Source organism: Roseibium album (genome assembly GCF_001404515.1).
GTDB lineage: Bacteria > Pseudomonadota > Alphaproteobacteria > Rhizobiales > Stappiaceae > Roseibium > Roseibium album.
Genome location: NZ_CXWE01000005.1, coordinates 593,580 through 613,940 on the forward strand (window position 1 = coordinate 593,580; position 20,361 = coordinate 613,940).

A 20,361-nucleotide genomic window follows, 5' to 3' on the forward strand; every position below is an offset into this window, starting at 1 on the left:
AGCCCGACGGTATATGGACCCCAGGAACACAACGGCAGGCATTGATCAGAATACTTGGCCGAACGTCATCGGCGAGGCAAGATCAGTTGCGGATGCGCTGCCGGATCTCCTGGTCGAAGCCAGCCATGTCGCCAGCTCGATCATCGCTGGCTGGCATGGTCGGCGCAGGGCCGGTCCGGGCGAGAGTTTCTGGCAATTCCGTCCATTCAACATGGGTGAACCGGCAAAACGCATCGACTGGCGGCGTTCCGCGCGCGACGACCATCTTTATGTCCGCGAGCGCGAATGGGAAGCCGCACATACCGTGTGGCTCTGGGCTGATCTCTCGCCATCCATGGTGTTCCGGTCGCAATTGTCCGAAGTGACAAAGCGGGACCGCTCTATTGTCCTCATGCTCGCTCTCGCCGACATGCTGGCGGAAACTGGAGAAAGGATCGGTCTGCCGGGCCTGACCCGCCCGTTTTCGGACCGGCGGGCGGCCGAACGCCTTGCAGATGCCCTGGCACATCTTTCGAAACCCGTCGCCTTGCCGGATACGATTTCCGTGAAAAGATTTGCGGACGTGGTGCTGGTCTCCGATTTCCTCGACCCGCTGGAGGAGATTGCGGCATGGGTCGCCCGGGTCGCGAGCACAGGTGCCAAGGGTCACCTCGTGCAGGTTCTCGATCCGATCGAGGAGACATTTCCGTTCGATGGTCGCATCGAATTCACCGACCCAGAACTGGGCACGCGAATAACCGCCGGCCGTGCGGAAAACTGGCAGGAGGACTATCACAACAAGCTGGAAGCTCACCGTGCCGAGGTCAGGGACATGGCGCGCCGCGCCGGATGGACCTACGTGCTGCATCATACTGACCGCCCGGCCTCCGAACCGCTTCTCGTTTTGCACAGTGCACTTTCAGGGGCACTCGATGTCATGAACAAGGGAGGCCTCTGACCCGATGTTTGCAGGTCTCCCCCTGACGTTCACCGCTCCGTGGATCCTGACTGCACTGGCACTTCTGCCGGTCATCTGGTGGCTGTTGCGGCTGACACCGCCACGACCGCGGGAAATTGCCTTTCCGCCCATGAGGCTGCTTCTGGACATCGATCAGCATGAGGAAACGCCGCAGCGCAGTCCCTGGTGGCTGACCTTGTTGCGCCTCCTGTTGGCTGCCATCCTGATCTTTGCCCTGGCCGGACCTGTCTGGCGTACAACGGAACCGGTCGACACAGGCCAAGGCGTACTTTGGCTTCTTGTCGACAACGGCTGGACTTCGGCAAAAAGCTGGGAGGCCCAGTCCGGTGCAGCCGAACAATTGCTTACCACCGCCGAACAGTCCGGACAGCCGGTGCTGTTCGCGGCGACCGCTGAAGGTCCGTCTCAGAGCCTTGTTCCCGAATCGGCGACGACGGCGCTGGAAAAGCTTCGTGCTCTGGAACCCCGACCCTATCCACCGCAACGCAACGAACTCAGCATCGGATTGCGCAAGGCTGCCCAGGAAGCACTTCCCGGCGCAATTGTCTGGTTATCGGACAACACGCACACGGAAGGCGCCTTTCTGACGGACCTGGCTGCAATGACAGGCGAAGTTCCGATCACCGTTCTTGCAGGCCTCGATACACCGCTGGGATTGAAGGATCTGAAAAACGATGCGGATGCCCTCTCCGTTACTGTTGTGAGACATCCCGAACAGAAACTTGGAACGGCAAAGGTTCAGGCGCTGGATCTGAAAGGTCTCGTGCTGGGAGATGTCCAGGCGAGCTTCGATGCCGGCAACCCGGAAACGACGGCGCGTTTCGAATTGCCGAGTGAGTTGCGAAACGATATCGCCCGCGTCGAGATCGCCGGGGAAGCAGCCGCAGGGGCCGTCCAGCTCGTTGACGACAGCTGGCGGCGGCGCACGGTTGGCCTCATATCCGGCCAGTCGCGCGATCTGGACCAGCCGCTTCTGTCCCCGGTGTACTATCTCGAGCGAGCACTGCTGCCGTTTTCCGATATTCGCCAGCCAAAGGACGGAGACATTGCTCTTGCGGTACCGGCACTGATCGATCAGGGGATCTCTGTTCTGGTGCTTGCAGATGTTGGTCGTTTGCCGGACACGACGACAGAAGAGTTGCGGGAATGGGTTGAAAACGGTGGCACGCTTGTGCGTTTTGCAGGTCCGCGCACGGCCGGAGGCAGCGATGATCTGATCCCCGTACGCCTTCGTGACGGAGATCGTTCGCTTGGAGGTTCACTGTCCTGGAAACAGCCTCAGCACCTTGCCGATTTCCCCGACGATTCACCATTTGCCGGGCTCAGGATTCCCGAAGAAGTCACGGTGAACCGACAGGTACTGGCCGAACCGACCTCCGATCTGCCTGAGCGGACCTGGGCGATGCTTGAAGACGGCACGCCGCTTGTCACGGCTGCACCACTGGGCGCTGGAAGCGTGGTCCTTTTCCACGTGACGGCAGACAGTTCCTGGTCGAACCTGCCGCTTTCGGGCGTATTTCTGAACATGCTGCGCAGGATTCTGGCGGTATCCAATGTTGCCGCGGCTTCGGAAACTGCGGATGACAGCACCTCGTCAGCCAGCGTGCTGCCGCCTTTGCGCCTTCTTGACGGCTATGGCCGTTTCGGCGCTCCGCCGGTGGAAGTCACGCCCGTGAACGCTTCTGATTTCCGCGAGGCGGCGGCAAGCCGCAGAACACCACCCGGCCTCTATGGCACCGAGGACGGGTTCCGGGCGCTGAATCTGATGCAGGCTGACGATGCGCTGCTGCCGCTCGACCTGACGGCATTGGGTTCAAGAGCGACCCTGACCGCTTATCCGGCATCCGACCCGATTGACTTGAGGGCTTTCTTTTTCACGCTTGCCTTCCTGCTCCTCGTTGCCGACGCGATTGCCGTTTTCCTGCTGGCCGGTGGCTTGAGCCGGATGAACCTTCGCAGCCGAACAGCGGGTGTAGCGGCATTGCTGGCATTGTCCCTGTTGGGATTGTCGGTAATCACACCGGGTCAGGTTGTGGCTCAATCGACGTCGGATGAATTGCGTGCGCTCGAATCGACCCTGGAAACGCGCCTTGCCTATGTCATCACCGGCAATCCGGAGATCGACGACGCCAGTGCAGCGGGGCTGTCAGGCCTCACGCGTTTCCTCGCCGAGCGGACAGCGCTCGAACCGGGAGCGCCCATCGGGATCGATCTGGCAGGCGACGAACTCGCTTTTTACTCGCTGCTCTATTGGCCGATCGACCCGGCCGCGGACAAACCCAACGACCAGACAATCGCGCGTATCGACACATTCATGCGCAACGGAGGCACAATCCTGTTTGATACGAGGGACCACATCAATGCCTCCGCAAGCGGGTTTTCCTCAACACCGGCGACACTGAAACTGCGAGAAATCCTGGAAGATCTCGACGTCCCGCCACTGCAACCCGTCCCGCCCGACCATGTCCTGACCAAGGCGTTCTACCTTCTCGACAGCTTCCCGGGACGCTATGCCGGAAGCCCTCTCTGGGTGGAAAGCCTAGAAGAGATAACGGCCCGGGGTGATCGTCCTGTGCGAGCTGGCGACGGTGTTTCGCCGATCATGATCACCGGCAATGATTTCGCCTCCGCATGGGCGATTTCCGAAGACGGCGAGTTCATGTATCCGACCGTGCCGAACAACCCGGTCCAGAGGGATTATGCCTTTCGCTCGGGCGTTAACATCGTCATGTACAGTCTGACCGGCAACTACAAGGCTGATCAGGTGCATATTCCCGCCCTTCTCGAACGGTTGGGGCAATAGGAGCGCTGATGGTCTGGTCACTTTCCTTCGACCCGTTGCTTTCCTTCTGGGCACTGATCGCCGGTGCCGTTGTGGCGTTTCTGCTCGCCGGACTGTCCGGCTACCTCAATCTGCGTGGCTGGGCGCTCAGGGCACTGACCATGGCCTTGCTGCTGTTCGCCCTGGCCAATCCCGCCGTTGAACGCGAAGACCGGGAGCCTCTTTCGAGCGTTGTGGCGCTTGTGATCGACAAGAGCCAGAGCCAGCGTCTTGCCGACCGGGAAGCGACGACCGAGGAAGTCGCGGCCGAGATACAGAGCCGTGTCGAAGCACTGAAAGGCTTCGACCTTCGTGTTCTCGAGGCCCGCAATTCGGGTTCAGGCAACGGAACGGAAGTTTTCCAGACGCTTTCCAATGGCCTTGCCGACGTTCCTCCCGAGCGGGTCGGCGGCGCGATCATCATCACGGACGGCCAGATACACGATGTTCCCGAGAGTGCTGGCGCACTCGGCTTCGATGCACCGGTTCACGGCGTGATCACCGGTGCGCCGGAGGAACGGGACCGGAGGATTGTGCTCGACAAGGCACCGAGATTTGGCCTGGTCGGTTCGGAGCAGACAGTGAGCCTGACAGTGGTCGACCAGGGTCAGGGCACAGGTCCTGGAGATCAGGTCCGGCTGACCGTCAAGCGTGACGGCGACGTCATCAGCGAGCGCACGGCGCGCACCGGTGAAAAGATCGACATTCCCGTCGAGATTGCCCATGGCGGCGACAACATCTTCGAATTCGAAGCCGAACCTCTCGGTGACGAACTGACCAACCTGAACAACCGCGCGGTGGTGACCATCGACGGCATCCGCGAGAACCTGCGGGTGCTGCTGGTATCCGGATCGCCGCATTCGGGCGAGCGTACCTGGCGAAATCTGTTGAAGTCCGACGCCTCTGTCGACCTGGTTCATTTCACCATTTTGCGCCCCCCGGAAAAACAGGACGGCACACCGATCAACCAACTGTCGCTGATCGCCTTTCCGACACGTGAACTTTTTTCCGTCAAGATCGACGAGTTCGACCTGATCATTTTCGACCGCTATGTCCGGCGCGGCGTGCTGCCAATGCTCTATTTCGACAACATTGCCAGATATGTCCAAAATGGGGGCGCCGTTCTGTTGGCGGGTGGTCCGGACTATGCGGAGGCAGGCAGTCTTTATCGGACGCCGCTTGCACCCATTCTGCCTGCAAGCCCGACCGGCGGCATTCTGGAAGAACCATTCTATGCAACCCTTGCCAGCCTCGGTGAACGTCACCCGGTAACGAGAGGCTTGCCCGGGTCCGAACAGGACCCGCCGGCTTGGAGTCGCTGGTTCCGTGCTGTCGATACCCAGCTTGACGCGGGGCATCAGCTGATGTCCGGACCGAGCGACTCGCCGCTTCTGGTTCTGAACCGCGAAGGCGAAGGCCGGGTTGCCATGCTTCTGTCGGACCATGTCTGGCTCTGGGCGCGTGGCTTTGAGGGCGGCGGCCCGCACGTCCCGCTGCTCCGCCGGCTCGCGCATTGGCTGATGCAGGAGCCTGATCTTGAAGAAGAGGCCTTGAACGTTTCCATCCTCGGGTCCGATCTCGTGATCGAACGTCAGACGCTTGGTGACACGATCGGTGAAGTCACCGTGACCACCCCGACCGGAGACGTGGACGAGGTCGCCATGACCGAGCAGGATCCAGGCCTTTGGCGCGGCACACTGCCAGCCACTGAAACCGGTCTGTTTTCGGTAACCGATGGAGAAATGAGCGCGCTCATTCACGTCGGACCGCAGAACCCGCGTGAATACACGGACGTGCTGTCGACGACCGAAGTCCTGTCGCCGATCAGCGAAGCGACCGGCGGCAGCACCGAGCGATTGAGGGATGTGGGCGGCGACCTGGATATCCCGCGCGTCGTCTCCATGCATCCATCGGCAAGTTACGCCGGCAACGGCTGGATCGGCCTGAAGGCGACGGAAGCCAGTGTCCTCAACGGCGTCGACCGTTACCCGCTGATGATCGGCCTTCTCGGGCTTGCGCTACTGCTCGGCATGCTGTCTCTGACCTGGTATCGAGAGGGACGGTGACCGGAACTGTTCCTCGCTCTGACCCGGTGCAGCATTACCGCCCTTGATTGTGTAGCTGTCGAGCGTCACCTGCAGACGATCCGTCAAGGAGGTGTCTGTTGCAGGGTTGCAGGCCAGCGACAGATCGACTTTCTCAACCGTGAATACGTTTTTTATCGATATCCCCTGCTCCCCGGCAACATATGGCGCTGACAGCAGACCGCCAAGCCAGAGCTGTGTACGACCTTGTTTGAGCATATTCAGATTAAGGGCGTCATCGTCGACCAGCACGAGATTGGGATGTCCTGCCTTCCGGGCTGCCAATGTACTGGTCCAGCCACCGACCGCTCCCGTGGCGTATGGGAAACTGTCCTCCATCTTGCTTAGCGAGATTTCGCTTTCTTCAAGCGCGAAAAAGGCAAAGCCGTCGATCTGCAATGGCCCGACCCAATTGAAGTCAGGCTCTCGCGCCGCAGTGCGCCACAGGGCCATGAAGCAGTGGTTCTTGTTGGTGTTCACGGCATTCAATCCGCGCCGGAACGGGCGTAAATGGATCTCTATCCGTATCCCGGTCCTGTCCGCCAGCGTTCTGACAAGTTCAGTCACTGAGCCTGCCGGTTCGCCATTGTCGCCACGGAAGTAAAACGGTTTGTAGTCTTCGGTGTAAATAACAAGATCGGGTTGCTTTTGCTCAATCGAAAACGCAGAAAACTGTACCTGAAAATATAGTACAGCAGATAACAATACATAAAAAATCAAGCGCATAGGAACTCCCAGATGCCGACGGCAGCTGTATTGCTTCGCGGATCCGTGGTCTATTTGCTTGGATTATAACTCATGATCTTGTTAAGAACAGCTTGTCTGTTCTTCCAACACTCCAATCCAGCACGTTTACACGGCTTGAGGTTACACCGTGCGCACTTGTTCCGGGGCCTTGCTTCTCTGTAGACGGAAACTCAAAGCTTGAAACGACGACTTGGCAACCCGCCTCAGTACCCGCCGTGCACCGCCCCCACAGGCATCTCCGCATCATTCATCAGCGCGACCAGCAGCCTTGCTGGATCAACAGGGCCCGGAAGCGTAATTTGGCCAGGAGGGACCTGCTGGAAACCGAAGGGACTGTAATAGGGCGCGTCGCCGACGAGAAGAACGATACCGTCACCTGCCAATTCGGCTGCGTTCATCGCCGTGCGCATCAGGGCCTTGCCGAGGCCCCTGTTCTTGAAGTCCGGAGAAACGGTCAACGGACCAAGCAACAGCGCTTCCGAGTCGCCGATCAGGATCGGTGACAGCCGGATCGACCCGGCAATGTGGGACCCCACAAGCCCGACAAATGCAAGATCCGGCCGATGGGGAACGTTCTCGCGAATGCGGAACGCTGTCCGGGCGAACCGTCCCGGTCCGAATGCTTCGGCCTGGAGGTCTTCGATGGCGGTGTTGTCTGCGGCATCTTCGAGCCGGATGACCCAAGTGGTCTGTTTCATGAGACTGTTCCTGAACAAGCGATCTTTAACCCAAGGCGCGCCTGCCAAAAACCCGAAGATGTGTTCTGATAGTCCGGGATTAAGTCAGCCGCGACGGAGCGGACGAGAGTTTTCTCGTCGGTCGGTTCGTCGTCGGAGCATCAGACCTGCGGTCATTAATCCCAGTCTCGTCAGTTGCGCCGGGGGAAATACGTCGACCCGGCGGTTCATTCGTGAGGCAAAGCGGTTACCACGCAACACTCTTTCGGTCCAGCGCTTTTTTGCAGGAAGGAAGTCCGCTGTAATTGTTCACCCATCCCGAACACAGCATTCAGTTGATTGATTTCCGGGCATGGCGCACAACCTTCTTCAAGAGGAAACGCAAGGAGCGCAACATGGGATTGCTGGTTGACGGGGTCTGGACGGACCAATGGTACGACACGAAATCGAGCGGTGGCCGGTTTGTCCGCAAGGACGCTTCGTTCCGCAACTGGATCACGGCCGACGGCTCGCCGGGCCCGAGCGGCAAAGGGGATTTCAAGGCGGAGGCCGGTCGGTATCATCTCTTTGTCTCCTACGCCTGCCCCTGGGCGCACAGAACGATGATCTTCCGCAAGCTCAAGGGCCTGGAAGACGTGATCACACTTTCTGCGGTACAGCCGCTCATGCTGGAAAACGGCTGGGAGTTTCCCGAAGCAGAACCTCTCACCGGTGCCAAATACGCATGGAACATCTACGCCAAGGCTGATCCGGCCTATACCGGCCGCGCAACTGTGCCGATCCTCTGGGACAAGACACGGGAAACGATCGTCAGCAATGAATCTTCGGAAATCATCCGCATGTTCAATTCCGGGTTCAACGGCCTAACAGGATCAACGCTGGATTTTTACCCCGAAGACCTGCGTGAGGAGATCGACACGATCAACGAGCGGATCTACCACACGATCAACAACGGCGTTTACAAGTCCGGTTTCGCAACCACGCAGGACGCCTATGAAGAGGCTGTCGAGGCACTGTTTGAATCACTGGATTTCGTGGAGGGTATCCTTGGTTCCAATCGGTACCTGACAGGAAACCGGTTGACGGAAGCGGACTGGCGTCTGTTCACAACACTTGTGCGTTTCGACGCCGTCTATGTCGGCCATTTCAAGTGCAACATCCGGCGGATCGTCGATTATCCGAACCTCTCCAACTACCTACTGGAACTTTACCAGACGCCGGGTGTGGCAGAGACGGTCGATATGGCGACGATCAAGCAGCACTATTACGGCTCGCACGAAAGCGTCAATCCGACGCGCATCGTTCCCGTAGGGCCGGAACTTGACTTCCTGAAACCACATGATCGTGGGCGCTTGCCGGCGGCAGCATGAGCAAAAACGGAAACAGGCCGAAATCTACCAGAATGCACCCGCGGGGTAAGAGCCTGTCCTGAATTCGTCGAGGCGGCGTCCGGTTGCCGGGCTGAGAGTGTCCGGCAAGGCGTCCGGCGCAAAAAAGCCGGCCTCGGCGATTTCCGTATTCGGATTTAGAAAACTATCGGCTTTGCTCCACTCCCTCAGGTGGAACAGGCCGACATGATCGCGCCCGGTTGCCTCCCGGTTGAGATACATGCCCAGCAAGCGCGGCGTCTCGGCAGCGATGACACCCGCCTCTTCCATGACTTCCCGCGCGGCAGCCTTGTCCAGCGTCTCGCCGCCATCAACGGCCCCGCCTGGCAGATACCATCCTTCAAGATAGGTATGACGAACCAGCAGAACCTGCTTTTTCTCGTTTTCAACGATAACCCTGACACCGAGGATGTAGGGGTTCCTGAGCAGCACTGCACTCTGGACGATCCTTTTGGTCCAGGAAGTCGGAAGAATGGACAATAACTTCAACATTTCATCAGATTGCAGCCGAATTCCCTAAAGTAAAACTAAATTAACCCATGCAATCGCTGCAGGGCTGATACGCTGGAATAGCGCTCCTACTTCGTCAAGTCAGTGCCTATATAACGTGCACAATGATGATTTCGAAGGCAGCCTTTGCCACTGCCGGGACCTCCAAAGGAACAAGACGATGTTGAACGCACTCTTCGGCAAACGCCGCACACGCCCCGCCCACTACCAGTGGAAGCCGTCAGTAGACCTCAGCAACCCACGCGTTGCTGCAGCATTGACCACTTTCCCGACCAACTAAGGTCCGGAAAAACCGAGAGCGGAGCAGCAAAGATGTTCGGTTTCGTAAATGTTGTGAATGCGACCCTGCGCGAGACGACCCGTAGCGCCGTAAGCGTGTCGGACAAGGCATCAAAGCCTGTTGCGGCGAAAGACAGCAAGGTCACGGCAAAAGCCTGACCGAAAGAAAATCCTGTTAAGCGTTCAATGCGCCGCGTTATTTCCTTGACGCGGCGCATTTTGATTTGAAGATGCGCCACCATGTTCACGCTTGCGCATCTTTCCGATCCCCATCTCGGCCCCTTGCCCGATCCCAAGCTCATTCAGCTCTTTTCAAAGCGCATTCTCGGCTACCTCAATTGGCAGCGGAACCGCTCCAAGATCATGGGCTCGACCTATCTTGACCAGCTTGTCGAGGACATGAAGGCCCAGGAACCGGACCACATCGCCGTCACGGGTGACCTGGTGAATATTGCGCTTCCGCTTGAAATCGCCGGGGCGCGGACCTGGCTTGAGGAACTTGGCGAACCCGACGACGTCTCGGTCGTCCCCGGAAACCACGATGCCTATGTTCCAGGCGCAGTCCGCAAGGCCCGCACTGCCTGGTGGCCCTACATGTGTGCGGACGAGGCCAAGCGTGCACCGCCGCAGGAAACAAGGTCCGAGGCAACTTATCCCTATGTCCGGATTCGCGAAAACGTCGCCCTGATCGGCGTCACGACCGGTCGTGCCACAGCTCCCTGGTTTGCCACCGGCAGGGTTGGCAGCGATCAGGCGAAGCGTCTGCGCACCATTTTGGAGGAACTCGGCAAGGAGAACCTCTTTCGTGTCGTCATGCTGCATCATCCGCCGTTCAAGCAGGCCACGAAATGGCACAAGCGACTTTCCGATGCGTCGCGTGTACGGGCGGTGGTCAAGCGTGCAGGAGCGGAACTGATCCTGCACGGGCACACGCATATCGACAGCTTCGAGGAAATCGAAGGGCCCGATGGTCCCGTTGCGGTGGTGGGCGTGCCTTCGGCCACCAGCGCACCGGGAGGTCACAATCCGGCGGCACGCTACAACCTCTTCAAGATCGAAAAGAAAGATGCCGGTTGGAACTGCCTGATGGAGGAGCACGGCTTCGAGGCTTCAAACACGCCTGCAACCCTGCTGAATGCCCGGGAGATCGCAGTCCCGAACAGCAATTGAAGCAACGAACGCGCCGTGAGTTCGAAAATTTCAAACTATCCGAATTTGCCGAAAACCGCCAACCAGGCGTTACGGAAGCAATCATTCGAGCAGCAGCCTGAAACTCAGGTTTTTAGCCCGGCAGGTGCCTCAAATCGGATTGGCAAACCACGCAAAGGCGATCAGACCGATGACACCGGCCGCGATACCGATGCCGAACGCACCGGCAACGGCAAGCCAGGAGGTTCTGCTTTCTCTGACCCGGACGACCCTGGATTCCTGGGCGACTTCTTTCAGCCGGCTGTTGAGCCAGTCGCCTTCCAGCGCTTTTTCCCGCTCGATCACGCGCTCGGCGATGTATTCGGTCAGGCAATCGGCCATGTCGTCGATATTCGCTGTCTCAAGAATGACGACCCGGCCCAGGCGGGTGTCCTTCAGGAAACGGTATGTCTTGCGATCGCCCCCGACGGCAACATGACTTGTTGCGTCGATCCACAGGCGCGGCGTTGAGCCGGATATGATCTGCAGTGAAAACTGGTCGTCGTCTTCAGGAATTTCCTTGAAGACGTCCTTGAGCTCATCGGCAAGCATGTCGAGACGCGCGCGCTCGGTATCCTGAAGCTCAACCACCACATCCGATCGTTCGACTTCGCCGAGTTGAACCTTGCGGATGGCATCGCGCAGCGAGCGAATGCGTGTGTGTGGGACGACGTTATCCTGCATTTCAGACATGTGTTGCCTGACTCCGTTCTTTTGCCGTTCGTGGAACAAGTCTTAACTGACTCCCTGCAGCGCGAAACGGCTGCCTCGCCGCATCTGCTGCCTTTCCACCGGCAATGATCCAAAACTGGTTAACGAAGTTTAAGAGATTTTTAACCCTGACGCCAGCAAGCCGGCGCTGGCCTCACCCCAAATCATGGGTTATGCAAAGGTAGAATGCTTTGGTTCCGCCGTGCCTGGGAGGTTACGCCATGAATGTCGATGGCAAGAAATATCGCACGATCTGGCTCGCAAAGGACGGCGACAGTGTCGAAATCATCGACCAGACAAAGTTCCCATATGCCTTTGAAATCGCCAAACTGCGCACCATGGAAGATGCAGCCCACGCCATTCGCGTGATGCAGGTACGCGGTGCTCCGCTGATCGGAGCAACCGCCGCCTATGGCGTTGCGCTTGCCATGCGGGCTGACAGCTCCGACGAAGGGCTTCACAACGCCTGTTCCGTTCTGCTGCAAACCCGCCCGACCGCGGTAAACCTGCACTGGGCGCTCGATCGGGCGCGCAAGAACCTCATCCGGGTCGAGCCGGCATACCGCGCCGCCGCCGCCTTCACGCTGGCCAACGAAATCTGCGACGAGGATATAGGTATCAACATGGCGATCGGCATGCATGGCATGGAACTGATCGCGGCAATTTCCGAAACCAAGCGCAAGGGAGAGCCGGTCAACATCCTGACCCATTGCAATGCCGGATGGCTGGCAACCGTCGACTGGGGAACAGCAACCGCCCCGGTCTACATGTCCCATGAAGGTGGCATTCCGGTTCACGTGTGGGTGGACGAGACGCGTCCCCGAAACCAGGGAGCTTTCCTGACGGCCTGGGAACTCGGCCACCACGGCGTGCCGCATACCGTGGTCGTCGACAATGCCGGCGGCCACCTGATGCAGCATGGTCAGGTTGACATTGTCATCACCGGCACGGACCGCACGACAGCGACCGGCGACGTCTGCAACAAGATCGGCACCTATCTGAAGGCACTTGCCGCAAAGGACAATGATGTCCCCTTCTACGTCGCCCTGCCCTCGCCGACGATCGACTTTGCCCTTTCCGATGGCGTACGGGAAATCCCGATTGAAGAACGCGACGGCAGTGAAGTCAGCAGGATGACCGGTCGAACCGACCGCGGCGATATCCAGACAATCAACATCGTCGCCGAAGGGTCTGACGTCGGCAATCCGGCCTTTGACGTGACACCTGCCCGGCTGGTGACCGGTCTCATCACCGAACGCGGCATCCTGGAGCCCAGTCGTCAAGCCATCGCGCAGGCATTTCCGGAACGGGTCAAGATGAGTGCTTGAAAGCCAAGGTTCCGAGGTACTTGCGTCGACCGAATTTCAAACCGTCATCCCCGACTTGATCGGGGATGCGAACCAGTGACCCGCGGACACGAAACGGGCGGTCTGGCTTGCATGTCAGCTGCGCCTGCCAGCAATCATCAAGCACTTTGGAAACGCTTGGATCCCCGATCAGGTCGGGGATGACTTCCGGGATTTGCGACTGGTTGATGAGCGCTACGGGATTGACACCAAACTACCCGTCAATTACCGGCACATGTGGAGCCTTTTCCCGCGGATGATGACCCAGCAGCCTTGGATCATCCGCCACTTCGATGGCGCGCTTGTACGGTTTGAAGCCACAGGACATGTAGAATTTCAAAGCCTGCGGGCTGTCGGCTGTACAGGTATGCAGCCAGAGCCGGCGGGTTTCGGGCCGGGACCAGGCCATCTCGACTGCCTGCGACATCAACCAGCGCCCGAGACCGCCGCCGATCGCGCCGGGAACAAGACCAAAATAGGCAACGACCGGTTCTTCCGGATGTGCATAGTCGAGTTCCAGAATGCCGACGGGTTTGCCGTCTCGCAGTGGCAGGAAGTTTTCCCGCTCTGGCTCGTTCAACAGTTTCGAGAGTGTCGCATCGTCATAGGTCAGGCGGCCGAACCAGATCCAGTCTTCGCCCACTTCTCTGAAAAGCTCGCGATAGGTGCCCGGATCAGGCACATGCCATCTTTCAAGCTTCACGTCGTCTCTTGCCGGGGCAAGAGGCTTGTCGGGTGCTGCCAGCATTTCCAGATAGGTGACGACAAAAGCGACCTTGCCGCCCGGAATTTCCGTAAAGCCATTCAGATCAAGCACATGGTCAGACATTTTTTCCCCGAAAGACGTTTACCAAGCCCGAACCGGCTTAACAGCTGCTCCCCGGTTCACCAAGGGGTCGAATTGCGTATTGCACGCCTTTAACCGTCTGTTAACCACGCCTTGAGAGATTGGCATTGTATCCAGGAAAGATGCGCCCATGCCAAAAGTCGGCAATTACGTCCAACGCGACTATCACAGCAAATACCGGTCACAGGGGAAATCCACCTGGTCCGACTACAATCAGGCATGGAACAAGAAACGCCAGGCTTCCGCACAAAAGATGCAGGAACTTCGGGCTGTCGCCAGTACTTTCACGGCCATTGGCGCACAGGCCACTCAGGCCAATACTGTCTTCGTCATGCAGAACCAGAACCAGGCAGGCCCGTATGCCAACACCACGGCAGTCATGGCACGGGTGAACGTACTGGTTTGACCCTCATAAGGTTCAAGCTTTTCGTCAGACTGTCGCCACTCGCGCCCGGCTTCCTCGATCAGGAAACAGAACAACCTGCCATTTGAACCGCTCGGAAATGGGTGACACGTGTGGTGTCATTTCGCTGCAGAAGATTGTTCTCATACCACTTTGCAACTACACTTTGAGCCAATCACCTCTCTGCAGGAGTACCTGAAATGGACGGTGACTCGCTATCGCTGCTTCAGCTGAGCATGGACAGCTCAAAGGAAGTGAACACCTACTGGAATCTTTACATCGCCGTTGCGACTGCAGTGGTCGGCATAATGGCGGCGGGACATCAATATACCAATTCGAAGATTCTCAAGATTATCCTGAGCGGTGCATTCCTTGTATTTGCGATATCCAATTTACTGGCAATCATCAGGCTCGGAAATCTGCGCATGGCCCTTATCAACGCATTCCCGGACGAATTGAAAAACAACCCTGAACTCATGGCCGGTCTGATGCCGGCGGATTGGCTCTCCTATACTGCGTTTCACGGGTTTCTCGATATTGCGGTCATTGCCGCGATCTGGGCCGTGCCCTGGTTCATGGCGCGGGAATCCGGCGCGGACATCGGGAAATGAGATACGGGACAGCGGGAACAACAGGGAACCAGCGCGATGCCAACCCGGCAAACAAATATCTCGATCATCAGGGCCTTTGTCGACGCATTCAATGCCGCTGATTTGCCCGCCATGGCAAGTTACCTCGCCCAGGACCTTGTGGCGGACGTAACGCAAAGTGACGGCAGCACAAAGCAGTCGAACGGACGCGAAACATATATGGGTCTGCTGGAAAAACTGGATATTCCAACAGTTCGCCCCAGGCTGACCATCACCCAGGTCGCGGACGTGAATGCGGAACAGGTGATGATGATGGTCGAAGTCCGGGCTGCTCGAAAGGGCCGTGAGCTACATAATTTTGCAGCTTACCTGATGACGCTGCGCGACCAACGGATTGAGCGGATCTGGATGGTAGAGGCGCTGCCGGCTGAAAGCGAAGAGTTTTGGTCCAGATGACTGCTCGAAAAATTCATTTCGCCTGACTGGGCCACTAACCTCTGCATGATCGCTCCGGCACTTGCCATTTTTGTATCCAGCAACTACGCCATCTGGCTCGATGACTTATCGTGATTTTTATCAGGCTTGCGCAAACAGCCGGCGCTTGGGGAGTGAGCTTTTGAAAAAGTATTTATTCTTGATCAGTCTTTTGTGCTTCTCACAGGTGCAAACAGTGCTGGCGACCGAAGAAAACAAGCGAGCGGCCTACAGTCTCAGCGCAAACCAGTTTCTCAAGCTTCCGGGTGATTTGCAGTTCTTTTACGTCGCGGGTGCTCTGGACGGCATGACCCTTTTGTCCCGTGAGAACGGGCTCAAGACCTACGACAACTTTATTGAATGCTATAGGAGCATAACACTCGGCGCCTTCACCAAGAAAGTTGTCATCTTTATACGCTCAAGCTCGGACAAGGACCTGAGCGTTGCAGAACTCATCATCCAGACCGCGGCAGACACGTGCGGCGATGAATTGATCAAGTGAGGACAAGACTGTCTTCAGCTTGATGAGCAAATGAACCTCCGTCGACAAATGATCATCGTATGTGCGCGGAAGCGTTCGACGAGGGGGCGCACGAAAGGTCGGTCCCTTCCCGATACGGAGACGGCAACGGGGCATTTGCATGCTCTGATCCTGATGTTTCAAGCCTCTGTCTGCAGCTTCCCCGCCGTTGCAACCAAGAGTTATTTTGGATAGAAAAACTGCTCAGGCGTTTAAATTTCAACAGATCGACCGAAATACACTTGGGAAGCGACAATAAGTGAATAATGTTCTTAGGCTTTGTGTTTTTGTTTTCGCGCTCTCAACAGCGGAACAAACACTTGCTGCACAGGATGCCTATTACGCATGTGATACGGCATCGGAATACAAGAACCTGGTAAAGTATATCAGGAGTATTCCGGATCCATCGGATCAAATGATTTCCCACCTTCGAAAGGAACTCAAGCAAAAGTACAAACACTTGTCGTTCAAGCAGAAAATGCAGAGCAAGGAATACGAGCGTGACATGAAAAAAGCCATGCAGGAATTCCGGCCGACAAAACCGGCACCGCCGAACTTTGCTTGTAAAAAGATCCCCGGAAACACGATCCTGGTGGATAAAAATGGCCAATTCTCCGGCATCGCCTGCATCAGGCCGCCGTCGTGGAGCAAGTGCAAGTGGACCGGCCGTAACGCGCTCAAGGCCAGATGGAGCCCTACGTCCGACAGAAAGACCTGGCGTAGAAGATAAAGTGCAGCCTCAGACAATCACGAAAAAACCTGGTCAAAATCACATAATTTGGAATTGCACTATTTCATTGTATTATATGCCATATTTCCAATAGGCACGACGATTTGGACTTTTTCGATGTAACAAACAGGGAGCATTGTGAATGACAGCATTCAGGATCTTTTGTGTGTCCCTGGCCGCGCTGGTTCTGGCGCTTGTGCTGGCAAACATTTTGCCTGCGCCTTACCATCACCTTGCCGGGGCCGCCATCCTTCCGTTGTTTGTCGTCATGCTGATATCGCTGAACGTCGCCAAGAAGTCATTGGGACGTGATCGCACGTCCTCCGCCGATTACGGAAGGACCCACAGGGATGCCGCACTGGGCACTCATTCACCAGAGTGTGGTGGAGTTGATGCAGGCTGAAGTCTGGGCGGAGGAAACAGGCATTTGAGTATGCAAAACGAAGGATGCCAGTTTTCGGAAATGCTCAAATCGACCCGACTGTCTTCAGCTTGATCCGGGGATGCACTTCAGACTGGCTCATGATCGTCGTGTGCGCGCGGAAGCGTTCGACGATGGAGCGCACGAAGGGGCGGGTCATCGGCGATGTCAGCAGCACCGGCACTTCGCCCTGCTGGGCAGCTTCCTCGAAGGCATCGCGCACCTTGCCGACGAATTCCTGCAACTTGCTCGGCTGCATGGCAAGTTGGCGGTCGTCGCCTTCGCCAACAATGGATTCCAGAAAAGCCTGCTCCCATTGTGGCGAGAGGGCAATGAGCGGCAGGTAGCCGCCTGGCGCCAGGTTCGCTGCACAGATCTGTCTTCCCAACCGGGAGCGGACGTGCTCGGCAATCGTATCGGTATTGCGCGTCATCCCGGTGGCCTCGGAAACACCCTCCAGAATGGTGCCGAGATCCCGGATGGAAATCCGTTCGTCAAGCAGCGCCTGCAGAACACGCTGCAATCCGGAAACGGTTATCTGCGAAGGAACAAGATCCTCGACCAGCTTGGCCTGTTCGCCCTGCAGTTCCTTGAGCAGTTTTTGAACGTCTCCATATGTGAGGAGCTCGCTGATGTTTGTCTTGATGGTCTCTGTCAGGTGCGTGGAGAGCACCGTTGCCGGATCGACGACCGTGTAACCGCGCAGGGATGCATCCTCACGGTACTGCGCTTCCACCCAGGTTGCCGGCAGGCCGAAAGTTGGCTCCGTCGTGTGCGTGCCCGGCAGTTTCACCTGGCCGCCGGCCGGATCCATGACCATGTAGTGGTTGGGATAGAGTATTCCCCTGCCCGCCTCGACTTCCTTGACCTTGATGACGTAGTCGTTTGCGCCGAGCTGAATATTGTCGAGGATGCGCACGGGCGGCATGATCACCCCCATGTCGCCTGCGACCTGTCGGCGCAGCGCCTTGATCTGTTCGGTCAGGATATCGCCATCGCCCTGCGCCTTGCCGTTGATCAGTGGCAGAAGGGCATAGCCCAGTTCGATCCTGAGCTCGTCCATCTTGAGCGCATCGGTGATCGGCGGTTCGGGCGGTGGTTTCGGAGCCGCTTCCACGGCCTTCTTCTCGGCAACCTTGTCGGCTTCCTTCTTCTTCCGCGCTCCCACCTGAAAGGCGAGATATCCGGCCAGACAGGCCAGCGCGAGAAAAGGAAACATGGGCATCCCGGGCAGGAGTGCCAGGATGACCATCACCGCGGCCGACATGCCGAGCGCCTTCGGATAGCCGGTGAACTGGCTGACAAGCGCCTTGTCGGCGGCCCCGTGCACACCCGCCTTGGAAACGAGCAGGCCCGCCGCGGTCGAAACGATCAGTGCCGGGATCTGGGACACCAGTCCGTCACCGATGGTCAGGAGCGTGTAGTTGTTCGCTGCTTCCGAAAAGGTCAACTCCATCTGGGCTACGCCGATGAAGATGCCGCCCAGAATGTTGATGAAGGTGATCAGAAGGCCGGCAATCGCATCCCCACGCACGAACTTCGAGGCACCGTCCATGGCACCGAAGAACGAACTTTCGTCCTCGAGCGCCTTTCTGCGCGACTTGGCTTCCGTCTCGTCGATAAGCCCGGCGGAAAGGTCCGCGTCGATCGCCATCTGCTTGCCGGGCATCGCATCAAGGGTAAAGCGGGCGGCAACTTCGGCGATACGGCCCGAGCCCTTGGTGATCACGACAAAGTTCACGATCACCAGAATCGCGAAGACAATGATCCCGATGACGAAATTTCCGCCCATGACGAGATTGCCGAAGGACTGGATGACGTTTCCGGCGGCAGCAGTTCCTTCATGACCGTTGGACAGGATGAGGCGCGTGGAGGCGATGTTGAGCCCAAGACGCAGCATGGTCGCAATCAGGAGCACCGTCGGAAAGGACGAGAATTCGAGCGGCTTCTGGATAAACAGCCCGGTCATCAGGATCATGACGGAAAAGATGATCGACACCGCCAGGAACATGTCCAGCATCATCGGCGGCATTGGCAGGATAAGCAGGGTCAGGATCACCAGTATGCCGGTGGCCAGACCGACATCCCCCTTGCGGAGCGTTTCGATGATCTCCTGAACGCTCGGGAACCTGGATAAACCGCCGGCAGGCTGAGCCGCAGCTGCTGTCGCCACCTGTTGTTCCGGTGCCGGATCCGGAGATCCGCCTTGTCCGCCTGCTGTCGTGTCCGACATTCTTTATTCCGGTTCCTTGCAGGTGCCCTGTTACTCTACCGTCGGCGCCCGGCTTTGTTCGAATTCGTGACCTTACGCCCGCGCTTCCCCTGGTCCGGGAACGCTAACGCCTTCATCGGTATACTGATTCAGCTTGTTGCGCAGCGTGCGAATGGAAATGCCCAGTATTTTCGCCGCATGTGTCCTGTTGCCGAGACAGTGATCCAGCGTGTCGAGGATGAGATCCCGTTCCACGTCCGCCACAGTCCGGCCCACGAAAGATCGGGTGACGGCTTCGGCCGTCTGCGCCGCCCGTTCGGCGGGACTACGGGAAACCGACAGTGGAGACCCGTCCGGCATGCGGATCGCCTCGATACCGATCTCTTCACCGGACGCCAGCAGGATGGCCCTGTGCATGGTATTTTCAAGCTCTCGCACATTACCCTGCCAGGGGTTGGACATCAGCGCCTGCCTGGCTTCCACAGACAATGCGCGCTCCGGCACGCCGTTGGCTTCGGAATAGTGCTTGATGAAGAACTGCCCGAGTTCCATGATGTCCGCCGGTCGCTCGCGCAGCGCAGGCAGCTTGAGATTGACTACGTTCAGACGGAACAGCAGATCTTCCCTGAACTGCCCCTCTCGAACACTTTCGGCCAGATCCCGGTTGGAGGTTGCCAGGATCCTGATATTGACCGGGACCGGTCGCGTGCCGCCGACCCGGTCGATTACACGCTCCTGGATCGCACGCAGCAGTTTTGCCTGCAACCGCACATCCATTTCTGAAATTTCGTCGAGGAGCAGCGTGCCGCCGTCGGCTTCCTCGAACTTGCCGATTCTGCGTGCGACAGCACCGGTGAAAGCTCCCTTTTCGTGTCCGAAGAGTTCTGATTCCAGAAGATGTTCGGGAATGGCGGCACAGTTGATCGATATGAAGGGCTTCGACGCGCGATTCGAACACTTGTGCACGTGCCGGGCGATCACTTCCTTGCCTGTACCCGATTCACCGGTGATCAGGACCGAGGCTTCGGACGGCGCAACCTGTTCGGCCAGCTTGACCACCGTGGCCATGGCCTCATCACGGTAGATCAGGTCACCGCGTTCCTGTGCAACGGCCTGGAGTACGGCTGCGATCATTTCCGGATCGGGCGGCAGCGGGATGTATTCCTTTGCACCGGCCCGGATTGCCGATACCGCTGCCTGGGCATCCGTTTCAACCCCACAGGCAACAACGGGAACATGCACCCGCTCGTTCTGGAGTTTGGCTATAAGCCCAGCGATATCCAGGTGAACTTCGACCATCAGGAGGTCCGCACCACGGCCGGACCTGAGAACCTTCAGCGCTCCTTCGACATCATCTGCATGCGTGACCTGGGCACCGCCCTGCATGGCAATTTTCGATGCCGTCGTAAGCTGACCGCCAAGTGTTCCGACAATTAACAGGCGCATCTGTTCGCT

General features: G+C 57.9%; 20 protein-coding genes. 13 read left to right on the plus strand and 7 right to left on the minus strand.

What is annotated here, in order from left to right:
* Positions 1-13: 13 nt before the first annotated feature.
* Genes LA5095_RS19625 through LA5095_RS19635 form a run of 3 tightly spaced genes read left to right on the plus strand, consistent with a single transcriptional unit; the run spans position 14 to position 5,845 of the window.
* A complete protein-coding gene (locus LA5095_RS19625; RefSeq protein ID WP_055117916.1) occupies positions 14-937 on the plus strand; it encodes a DUF58 domain-containing protein in 924 nt (307 codons plus the stop codon).
* Positions 938-941: 4 nt separating this feature from the next.
* Positions 942-3,761 carry a DUF4159 domain-containing protein gene (locus LA5095_RS19630; RefSeq protein ID WP_055117918.1) on the plus strand — a complete coding sequence of 940 codons (2,820 nt, stop codon included), beginning with the start codon at positions 942-944 and terminating at the stop codon, positions 3,759-3,761.
* Between the two features lie 8 nt (positions 3,762-3,769).
* A complete protein-coding gene (locus tag LA5095_RS19635; RefSeq protein ID WP_055117920.1) occupies positions 3,770-5,845 on the plus strand; it encodes a hypothetical protein in 2,076 nt (691 codons plus the stop codon).
* Here the strand turns inward: LA5095_RS19635 and LA5095_RS19640 are convergent.
* Positions 5,798-6,589 carry a substrate-binding periplasmic protein gene (locus LA5095_RS19640; protein ID WP_055117922.1) on the minus strand — a complete coding sequence of 264 codons (792 nt, stop codon included), beginning with the start codon at positions 6,587-6,589 and terminating at the stop codon, positions 5,798-5,800. The genes LA5095_RS19635 and LA5095_RS19640 overlap by 48 nt on opposite strands.
* A 224-nt stretch (positions 6,590-6,813) precedes the next feature.
* Complete coding sequence (locus LA5095_RS19645) at positions 6,814-7,308, minus strand: GNAT family N-acetyltransferase (protein WP_055117924.1); 495 nt, start codon at positions 7,306-7,308, stop codon at positions 6,814-6,816.
* Positions 7,309-7,682: 374 nt separating this feature from the next.
* On the opposite strand from LA5095_RS19645, the gene LA5095_RS19650 reads away from it, so the two are divergent.
* On the plus strand, positions 7,683-8,657 hold the full coding sequence (locus tag LA5095_RS19650) for a glutathione S-transferase family protein (RefSeq protein WP_055118102.1): 975 nt from the start codon (positions 7,683-7,685) through the stop codon (positions 8,655-8,657).
* A 24-nt stretch (positions 8,658-8,681) separates the two neighbouring features.
* On the opposite strand, the gene LA5095_RS19655 is transcribed toward LA5095_RS19650, so the two are convergent.
* Complete coding sequence (locus LA5095_RS19655) at positions 8,682-9,167, minus strand: NUDIX domain-containing protein (RefSeq protein WP_082442897.1); 486 nt, start codon at positions 9,165-9,167, stop codon at positions 8,682-8,684.
* Between the two features lie 330 nt (positions 9,168-9,497).
* On the opposite strand from LA5095_RS19655, the gene LA5095_RS33425 reads away from it, so the two are divergent.
* A complete protein-coding gene (locus LA5095_RS33425) occupies positions 9,498-9,623 on the plus strand; it encodes a hypothetical protein (RefSeq protein WP_268873271.1) in 126 nt (41 codons plus the stop codon).
* An 81-nt stretch (positions 9,624-9,704) separates the two neighbouring features.
* The gene (locus LA5095_RS19665) at positions 9,705-10,634 is read left to right on the plus strand and encodes a metallophosphoesterase family protein (RefSeq protein WP_055117928.1); all 930 of its coding nucleotides are present in this window, start codon (positions 9,705-9,707) and stop codon (positions 10,632-10,634) included.
* Positions 10,635-10,763: 129 nt separating this feature from the next.
* Here the strand turns inward: LA5095_RS19665 and LA5095_RS19670 are convergent, their stop codons facing one another.
* Positions 10,764-11,345 carry a hypothetical protein gene (locus LA5095_RS19670; protein WP_029065160.1) on the minus strand — a complete coding sequence of 194 codons (582 nt, stop codon included), beginning with the start codon at positions 11,343-11,345 and terminating at the stop codon, positions 10,764-10,766.
* Positions 11,346-11,584: 239 nt separating this feature from the next.
* Between LA5095_RS19670 and mtnA the strand changes: the two genes are divergently transcribed.
* A complete protein-coding gene (gene mtnA / locus LA5095_RS19675) occupies positions 11,585-12,691 on the plus strand; it encodes an S-methyl-5-thioribose-1-phosphate isomerase (protein ID WP_055117930.1) in 1,107 nt (368 codons plus the stop codon).
* A 232-nt stretch (positions 12,692-12,923) separates the two neighbouring features.
* Here the strand turns inward: mtnA and LA5095_RS19680 are convergent, their stop codons facing one another.
* The gene (locus tag LA5095_RS19680; protein ID WP_055117933.1) at positions 12,924-13,538 is read right to left on the minus strand and encodes a GNAT family N-acetyltransferase; all 615 of its coding nucleotides are present in this window, start codon (positions 13,536-13,538) and stop codon (positions 12,924-12,926) included.
* Positions 13,539-13,686: 148 nt separating this feature from the next.
* Between LA5095_RS19680 and LA5095_RS19685 the strand changes: the two genes are divergently transcribed.
* The 6 genes from LA5095_RS19685 to LA5095_RS19710 all read left to right on the plus strand — a co-directional run bounded on the left by LA5095_RS19685 (position 13,687) and on the right by LA5095_RS19710 (position 16,676).
* Positions 13,687-13,962: a hypothetical protein gene (locus tag LA5095_RS19685; RefSeq protein WP_055117934.1), complete on the plus strand. Its 276-nt coding sequence runs from the start codon at positions 13,687-13,689 to the stop codon at positions 13,960-13,962.
* Between the two features lie 197 nt (positions 13,963-14,159).
* Positions 14,160-14,570, plus strand: coding sequence for a hypothetical protein (locus tag LA5095_RS19690; RefSeq protein ID WP_055117936.1), 411 nt, complete (start codon positions 14,160-14,162; stop codon positions 14,568-14,570).
* 36 nt (positions 14,571-14,606) lie between these two features.
* Positions 14,607-15,005, plus strand: coding sequence for a nuclear transport factor 2 family protein (locus tag LA5095_RS19695; RefSeq protein WP_055404334.1), 399 nt, complete (start codon positions 14,607-14,609; stop codon positions 15,003-15,005).
* A 214-nt stretch (positions 15,006-15,219) separates the two neighbouring features.
* Complete coding sequence (locus LA5095_RS19700) at positions 15,220-15,525, plus strand: hypothetical protein (protein WP_144436057.1); 306 nt, start codon at positions 15,220-15,222, stop codon at positions 15,523-15,525.
* Positions 15,526-15,958: 433 nt separating this feature from the next.
* Entirely contained in the window at positions 15,959-16,273 is a 315-nt protein-coding gene (locus LA5095_RS19705; RefSeq protein WP_055117942.1) for a hypothetical protein, read from the plus strand.
* Between the two features lie 142 nt (positions 16,274-16,415).
* Complete coding sequence (locus LA5095_RS19710) at positions 16,416-16,676, plus strand: hypothetical protein (protein WP_055117944.1); 261 nt, start codon at positions 16,416-16,418, stop codon at positions 16,674-16,676.
* Between the two features lie 64 nt (positions 16,677-16,740).
* On the opposite strand, the gene flhA is transcribed toward LA5095_RS19710, so the two are convergent.
* Together flhA and flbD are read right to left on the minus strand one after the other, a co-directional pair.
* A complete protein-coding gene (gene flhA / locus LA5095_RS19715) occupies positions 16,741-18,927 on the minus strand; it encodes a flagellar biosynthesis protein FlhA (protein WP_055117947.1) in 2,187 nt (728 codons plus the stop codon).
* Positions 18,928-18,999: 72 nt separating this feature from the next.
* Entirely contained in the window at positions 19,000-20,352 is a 1,353-nt protein-coding gene (flbD, locus tag LA5095_RS19720) for a sigma-54-dependent transcriptional regulator FlbD (protein WP_055117949.1), read from the minus strand.
* Positions 20,353-20,361 lie beyond the last annotated feature (9 nt).

Coding starts and splice junctions, on each gene's coding strand:
- LA5095_RS19625 (WP_055117916.1), top strand. CDS start 14: ATGGACCCCAGGAACACAACGGCAGGCATTGATCAGAATACTTGGCCG.
- LA5095_RS19630 (WP_055117918.1), top strand. CDS start 942: ATGTTTGCAGGTCTCCCCCTGACGTTCACCGCTCCGTGGATCCTGACT.
- LA5095_RS19635 (WP_055117920.1), top strand. CDS start 3,770: ATGGTCTGGTCACTTTCCTTCGACCCGTTGCTTTCCTTCTGGGCACTG.
- LA5095_RS19640 (WP_055117922.1), bottom strand. CDS start 6,589: ATGCGCTTGATTTTTTATGTATTGTTATCTGCTGTACTATATTTTCAG.
- LA5095_RS19645 (WP_055117924.1), bottom strand. CDS start 7,308: ATGAAACAGACCACTTGGGTCATCCGGCTCGAAGATGCCGCAGACAAC.
- LA5095_RS19650 (WP_055118102.1), top strand. CDS start 7,683: ATGGGATTGCTGGTTGACGGGGTCTGGACGGACCAATGGTACGACACG.
- LA5095_RS19655 (WP_082442897.1), bottom strand. CDS start 9,167: ATGTTGAAGTTATTGTCCATTCTTCCGACTTCCTGGACCAAAAGGATC.
- LA5095_RS33425 (WP_268873271.1), top strand. CDS start 9,498: ATGTTCGGTTTCGTAAATGTTGTGAATGCGACCCTGCGCGAGACGACC.
- LA5095_RS19665 (WP_055117928.1), top strand. CDS start 9,705: ATGTTCACGCTTGCGCATCTTTCCGATCCCCATCTCGGCCCCTTGCCC.
- LA5095_RS19670 (WP_029065160.1), bottom strand. CDS start 11,345: ATGTCTGAAATGCAGGATAACGTCGTCCCACACACACGCATTCGCTCG.
- mtnA (WP_055117930.1), top strand. CDS start 11,585: ATGAATGTCGATGGCAAGAAATATCGCACGATCTGGCTCGCAAAGGAC.
- LA5095_RS19680 (WP_055117933.1), bottom strand. CDS start 13,538: ATGTCTGACCATGTGCTTGATCTGAATGGCTTTACGGAAATTCCGGGC.
- LA5095_RS19685 (WP_055117934.1), top strand. CDS start 13,687: ATGCCAAAAGTCGGCAATTACGTCCAACGCGACTATCACAGCAAATAC.
- LA5095_RS19690 (WP_055117936.1), top strand. CDS start 14,160: ATGGACGGTGACTCGCTATCGCTGCTTCAGCTGAGCATGGACAGCTCA.
- LA5095_RS19695 (WP_055404334.1), top strand. CDS start 14,607: ATGCCAACCCGGCAAACAAATATCTCGATCATCAGGGCCTTTGTCGAC.
- LA5095_RS19705 (WP_055117942.1), top strand. CDS start 15,959: ATGATTTCCCACCTTCGAAAGGAACTCAAGCAAAAGTACAAACACTTG.
- LA5095_RS19710 (WP_055117944.1), top strand. CDS start 16,416: ATGACAGCATTCAGGATCTTTTGTGTGTCCCTGGCCGCGCTGGTTCTG.
- flhA (WP_055117947.1), bottom strand. CDS start 18,927: ATGTCGGACACGACAGCAGGCGGACAAGGCGGATCTCCGGATCCGGCA.
- flbD (WP_055117949.1), bottom strand. CDS start 20,352: ATGCGCCTGTTAATTGTCGGAACACTTGGCGGTCAGCTTACGACGGCA.